Annotated in this window: 4 protein-coding genes and 1 pseudogene; 4 read left to right on the top strand and 1 reads right to left on the bottom strand. The window is 40.6% G+C overall.

The genetic code is table 11. The features are described 5' to 3' along the window. The first annotated feature begins 509 nt into the window (after positions 1–509). The gene (locus AC1D69_RS24890) at positions 510–1196 is read left to right on the top strand and encodes a DUF6199 family natural product biosynthesis protein (protein WP_495458800.1); all 687 of its coding nucleotides are present in this window, start codon (positions 510–512) and stop codon (positions 1194–1196) included. Between the two features lie 310 nt (positions 1197–1506). Here the strand turns inward: AC1D69_RS24890 and AC1D69_RS24885 are convergent. Continuing rightward, positions 1507–2724 (bottom strand): annotated as a pseudogene (locus tag AC1D69_RS24885) (IS110 family RNA-guided transposase). Between the two features lie 329 nt (positions 2725–3053). On the opposite strand from AC1D69_RS24885, the gene AC1D69_RS24880 reads away from it, so the two are divergent. The 3 genes from AC1D69_RS24880 (at position 3054) to AC1D69_RS24870 (ending at position 5070) form a co-directional block, all read left to right on the top strand. After that, complete coding sequence (locus tag AC1D69_RS24880; RefSeq protein WP_495458799.1) at positions 3054–3203, top strand: hypothetical protein; 150 nt, start codon at positions 3054–3056, stop codon at positions 3201–3203. A gap of 266 nt (positions 3204–3469) precedes the next feature. Continuing rightward, positions 3470–4033 carry a hypothetical protein gene (locus tag AC1D69_RS24875; RefSeq protein ID WP_495458798.1) on the top strand — a complete coding sequence of 188 codons (564 nt, stop codon included), beginning with the start codon at positions 3470–3472 and terminating at the stop codon, positions 4031–4033. Positions 4034–4242: 209 nt separating this feature from the next. Further along, positions 4243–5070 carry a copper amine oxidase N-terminal domain-containing protein gene (locus AC1D69_RS24870; protein WP_495458797.1) on the top strand — a complete coding sequence of 276 codons (828 nt, stop codon included), beginning with the start codon at positions 4243–4245 and terminating at the stop codon, positions 5068–5070. The last annotated feature ends 214 nt before the right edge of the window (positions 5071–5284 follow it).

Here is a 5284-nt window from a genome sequence, read left to right as displayed (position 1 = left end):
GATTAGTACAACGGTGTCTAATGAGCTTACTCTCCGAACAGCAACTGTATTCCAAGGCGACGAAATCCTGCGAATGAGTGAGTATATATGAGATAAACCCTTAAAACCGAGGGACGGGCAGGATAGCGTAATTTCTAAATGGAATTTGAATAATACATTTTTGAAATGTTTATGATGGTGGTAAGTTTTCGTCGATCTAGATTCATGCACCTTTGTTGCTGTTGTGAGAGATCACTGCCATGTTCCAAGGATATTGGATTAATGAATAGAAAAGGCCAAAAGAATTTGCTGATCTTCCGTTATGGACATATAAAACATTATGCTTGCAGGGCTCCTTCAACTCTTCCAACCGCTTGCACTTCATCAGCCGTTCTTGAACTTGATTGTAACTCATCAACACATTATATCCTTGCATAGATGCTTGCAACCGCCTATCTTATTAGAACGTAAAATGAATAAAGAAGAAAGGATGAGCGCATATTTCTAACCGAGCGGCATTATTCCGAAAAATGAAAACACCTGGTTTTATTTTCTTAGTCTCCGTGGTCCTCGTGTCCGTCTTGACGGGCGTTTTGTCAAGGCCCTATTTCGCGGACCGCGTCTTCTACCTGTACGAGGATACGTACAAATTCGCCGGCGAGCAAGACCGTCTCGTCACCTATCATAGTAGCACGGCTGCTCCCGTCCAAGTACGCACCGACGATGAGTTGCACCGCACAGTGATCATCGGCGGGCAGTCCTATGCGATTACGGACAAAAGCGTCCCTTACTCGAACCAGTTCCGAGTGACCTATCCAAACGGCCATTTCTACATCGTCGAGGATAATAATGGCTTGCTCTTGAGCTACGATGACAAAGGCAATATCGTCATGGCTATTCAGATGTATGCCAACGGAGAGCGGATTAAGGAGGAAGGGGAAGAAGATTTCCAGCCGTCGGCGCTCGTAAGCGCGGCTTACTCCGATTACCATGTCAAACGAGGCATGCCAGGGTTTCTGTTTCTTGCCATCGGCCTGTTGATCTTTGGCTGGTGCAGCTTCCGTTATCAAGCCTTCCAAGATTTAATGTTCCGTCTATCTCCGCAGCGACTCATGTACGAGAACCCCGAGCCGAGCGACTTCTATTATTTCATGAGCAAGGTCGGCGGGATTGTAGTTATGATTAGTTCGATAATCGTCGCTTTCAAAGCTTACTAGGCGCATGTGGATTGTTGCCCCGCGCCCGGTTGCTCGGGCGGTGAAAATACAGCTATTGACGAACCAGGTAGCGAGTGATAACCATAAGTATATTTTCAATGGAGGACTTTGTCTCCTGGATATGGACCGATTGAAAGTGTTGAGGAAACACTTAATACTCCTTGAAGACAAGATAAAAAGCTAGTTCATTGAACTCCCATGAAAATTAACTCTGCAGTCACAATAAAAGACAACAGTAAAGAAGACGCACCACATACATTTTTTTAAAAGGTGTGCGCTTCAACTTTTTTAATGGATGAGATCAGATTTATTAAGAAACTTCAGAGATTTTCACTGAATAACCTAAGTTTTCGAGCCGACGCACTGCGTACTTTACAATAGATTGCTGTTTCTGTTTGTCAAAATAATCTTCGCCTAGGTCTACATACATTTCTTCCCGTGTTAATAGATAATAGGTTATTCTCAACATAGCATGCGCAACAGAGATCGCTGCTCGTTTTCTTCCTTTTCGCGCCGATGTTCTTCTATACATGGCTCCGAGATAGTTCTTTGACGCTGCAACGGAATGGGCTGCTTCAACTAGAGCAGACTTAAGATATTTATTTCCGTTTTTGGCTTTGGAAGATTTTCTTTTTCCTGCACTTTCGTTATGTCCAGGTACCAGTCCTGCCCATGAACATAAATGTGCTGCACTCGGAAATTGCTTCTTAATATCCGTCCCAATTTCCGCAAGAATCTGTTCTGCCATTCGAGTAGCTATGCCAGGAATAGAGTCTAAACGTTCGACTTCTTCATGAAATGGGGTTACCCTCAAAGCAACTTCCTGATCAAGCACTCCAATTTGCTCACTTAAGAAATCAATGTGAGTTAAAATGGTCTTGATCATTAATCGCTGGTGAGGATTTACATAGCCTTGAAGAGCAAGTTCGAGCTCATCCTTTTTTCACTTCATAGTACGCCTAGCAAAGTTGGCTAGTATTTTTGGATCATCTTCGCCCTCTGCAATAGCACGCAGCATATCGCGAGAAGAAACGCCCATAATATCTGACACAACAGAGCCGAGCTTAATATTGGCTCCTTCTAGTACTTTTTGAATTCGATTGTGTTGTCTGGCTCTTTCTTCAATAATACTGCGGCGGTACCGAACAAGTTCCCGAAGCTCCCGCTGATTTCGATCTGGAATGAAACTTGCTTTGAGTAATCCATGACGAAGAAGCTTGGCAATCCATTCTGAATCTTTGACATCTGTTTTACGTCCAGGCAAAGCTTGCATATGCTGAGCATTCACCACTAAGAATTCAATTCCTTCAGCTTCAAGTAAATTAACAATAGGCTTCCAAAATACTCCTGTACTTTCCATCGCAACGTGAGTGCATTTATGTTGTTTTATCCAGTCTATTAATTGCAATAGAAAGACCGTTTTAGTTGAAAATGTTTGAATCTCCTTTCCTTCCGACGTTAAGATGCATGCAGTAATATTGTCTTTATGAATATCCATACCACATGCTCGTTCAATGATAACTTCCACCTTGAATACATCCTCTCTATGGCTCAATCGAAGTAGAGGCTGGTGCAACAATCAGAGTAGGATTAATCTCCCATGAGTGCTTCCCGAAAGGGAGCGACAATCTGTGATGCACCGTGATCGTTGGAGTCAGACTAACGGATGGGCTCTATGGCACCATAGTTCATCGACCTTCCTCTCCCAGCCATAGTAGCAGTATAGACAAATTTGCAGTCCCATTTTCATCATCTGTGGTGCGGCGCGTGCGCTGCATGTATGACTAACGGGACACGATAGCGCAACTTTAAATCGAAGCTTACGTCTTATTTGATGTGTATTTTAGGAGGGGAACTATGAAAATATTGTGGTTTATTATTTTGGGTATGGCTATTGCATACATGTTTTTAATCTTGGGTGAATTTGGATTAGTATTGCTTGGAGGAGCAATTTTTGGGCTCCTTCTGTACATTGCAATTACTATTTCAAATAAAAATAATAAGTGAGTAATGCCGCTCAACTAACGGAGAACTTTAGTTGAATGATACACATTAATGAGCAGGCGCTACGGTAGCCTGCTGTTTTTATTGAAGTAACGGGCAGATTAGTGGAACAAAGAGGAGGAAGACTAATTACGGAGAACATTATAATTAATGAATTACGCGACCACGGCCAAACTTGGTAAAAAATATAATTTATATACATTAAAAAAGGGTGTAATTGTAGGGGAGAGTAACTAATTATGAGGAGATCCTACTTAGTTTTACTTATTATGGTTATTTTGTTTTTATCGGCTTGTCAATCATCAGAACAAGTAATGCCGATAAAAGAAGAAACAATTGATTTTGACATAAACACTGCAATTGAAATGATTGAGAAGAAAGAAAAAATGATCATTGATTTAGCGTTGAGAGAAAAGGTATCAAAACTGGAGTATAAGGAATTAGAGAAATCTTTTACCGAAGAGTTTGGAGTCTATGCTAAGGAGATTCTATCATTATTTATCAATAATATGGATTCCGATCCCGAGTCAGATATGTATGTACAACAGAACACATTTTACCCAACTGTCTTTCATAAAGGAATAACTATAACAAATGCGGTCATTTATAAGAGTTACTTCGAGAATGAGTTTTTTAATCAAACTAGATTAAGCATTAAGGAAGAATATGTTGATGATGATGAGAAGTTAAAGGATTGGAAAAGAGAATACATTTTTACTCCAAACAAAAATGGAGAGTGGGAATTAAATGGATTTTCTGGAGTGGTGGATTTCTTTGGATTAGATTATAATATGAATTTTTATAATATGAATTATTTAGAGTTAAAGAGGTAATTAGTTAATCATTGAAGACCATCTCATGTCGATATGGTAAAAGAATCTCATGGAGCACAAGCCCATGTTGTTCAATTAACGGGACACGATAGTTCAATGCCAAACGGCAGCCCTTCGTTACGCTAACGGGCAGTTTAGCGCAACATTACTTCATAGTTCTCGTCTATAGTATAGTTCTCCAAAATATGCTAAGAAAGGAATTTGATATCATGAAAAAGGTTCTCACAGGAATTTTCGCTGCATTAATTTTATCTATCTCTTCACCTGCCTACGCGGCGGCAAATTTGCAAATAAAAGTTGAGGGTATTACTATTGCCTCCGATGTGAAGCCCGAAATTAAGCACAATCGTACGATGGTGCCTTTGCGTTTTATCAGTGAAAATTTGGGAGCCAAGGTCAACTGGTCGGGTTCGAAAGTTACGCTCGTAAAAAACGATATGCAGGTCATCTTAACATTGAAGAGCAATACAGCGGTTAAAAATGGTAAACCCGCAATACTCGATGCAACACCCTATATTAAGAATAATCGCATCATGGTTCCACTTCGCTTTATTGCAGAAACGTTTAACTGTAGCGTCGAATTCAGAAATTCAACAGTATCTGTTGAACCTGCCCCATTTTTACTAGACGGCGTGACAGTGAAAGCATTGCAACACGAAGTTTACTATACAATGGGCAGCATAGTAAAACAAATGAATGTGAGTTCCTATAACGAAGCGATTTATCATATTTTTGAGAACAAAGGAAGTAAGGTGAATGCCCCTGCTAGGTACACTTCGAGCGTTATAGAGCTTACACCGGGGGACTATTACATGAGTGGACAGTTTGATTTCTTGGATCAAAAAGGGAACAGCATTAAACGATTTAATCTTTATACTTTATCACAGTCCAAGGGCAATCCCGATGTTATGCTATATGATGCGACTGAAAACCAATGGTATTCGTTTACCTATTCAGCAGTTCAATCGATTTATCAGTTCATTGATACTGCTGGACAGAACGGTTTTCTGACGACGATCAGTGATACAAATCCATAAGGCAACATTTATTTCTTATTACGCTAACGAGACACGATAGTGGAGTAACAAAGGAGCAGTGCAGTTTGCTCCGGCAGTTGCCCCCTTTCTTTATTAAGCTAAACATTCCTGTAAGGCCTAAGATTTGGCCTTTGTCAAAAAAGGAGCGCCTCGGTATGATGGGTTTGTCGACGGGTTAATAACCCAACACCATCAAGGAGGCGCTCTAAATATG

The sequence above is a fragment of the Paenibacillus sp. Y301 genome, from assembly GCF_059445505.1.
This window is presented reverse-complemented; position numbering and strand designations above follow the sequence as displayed.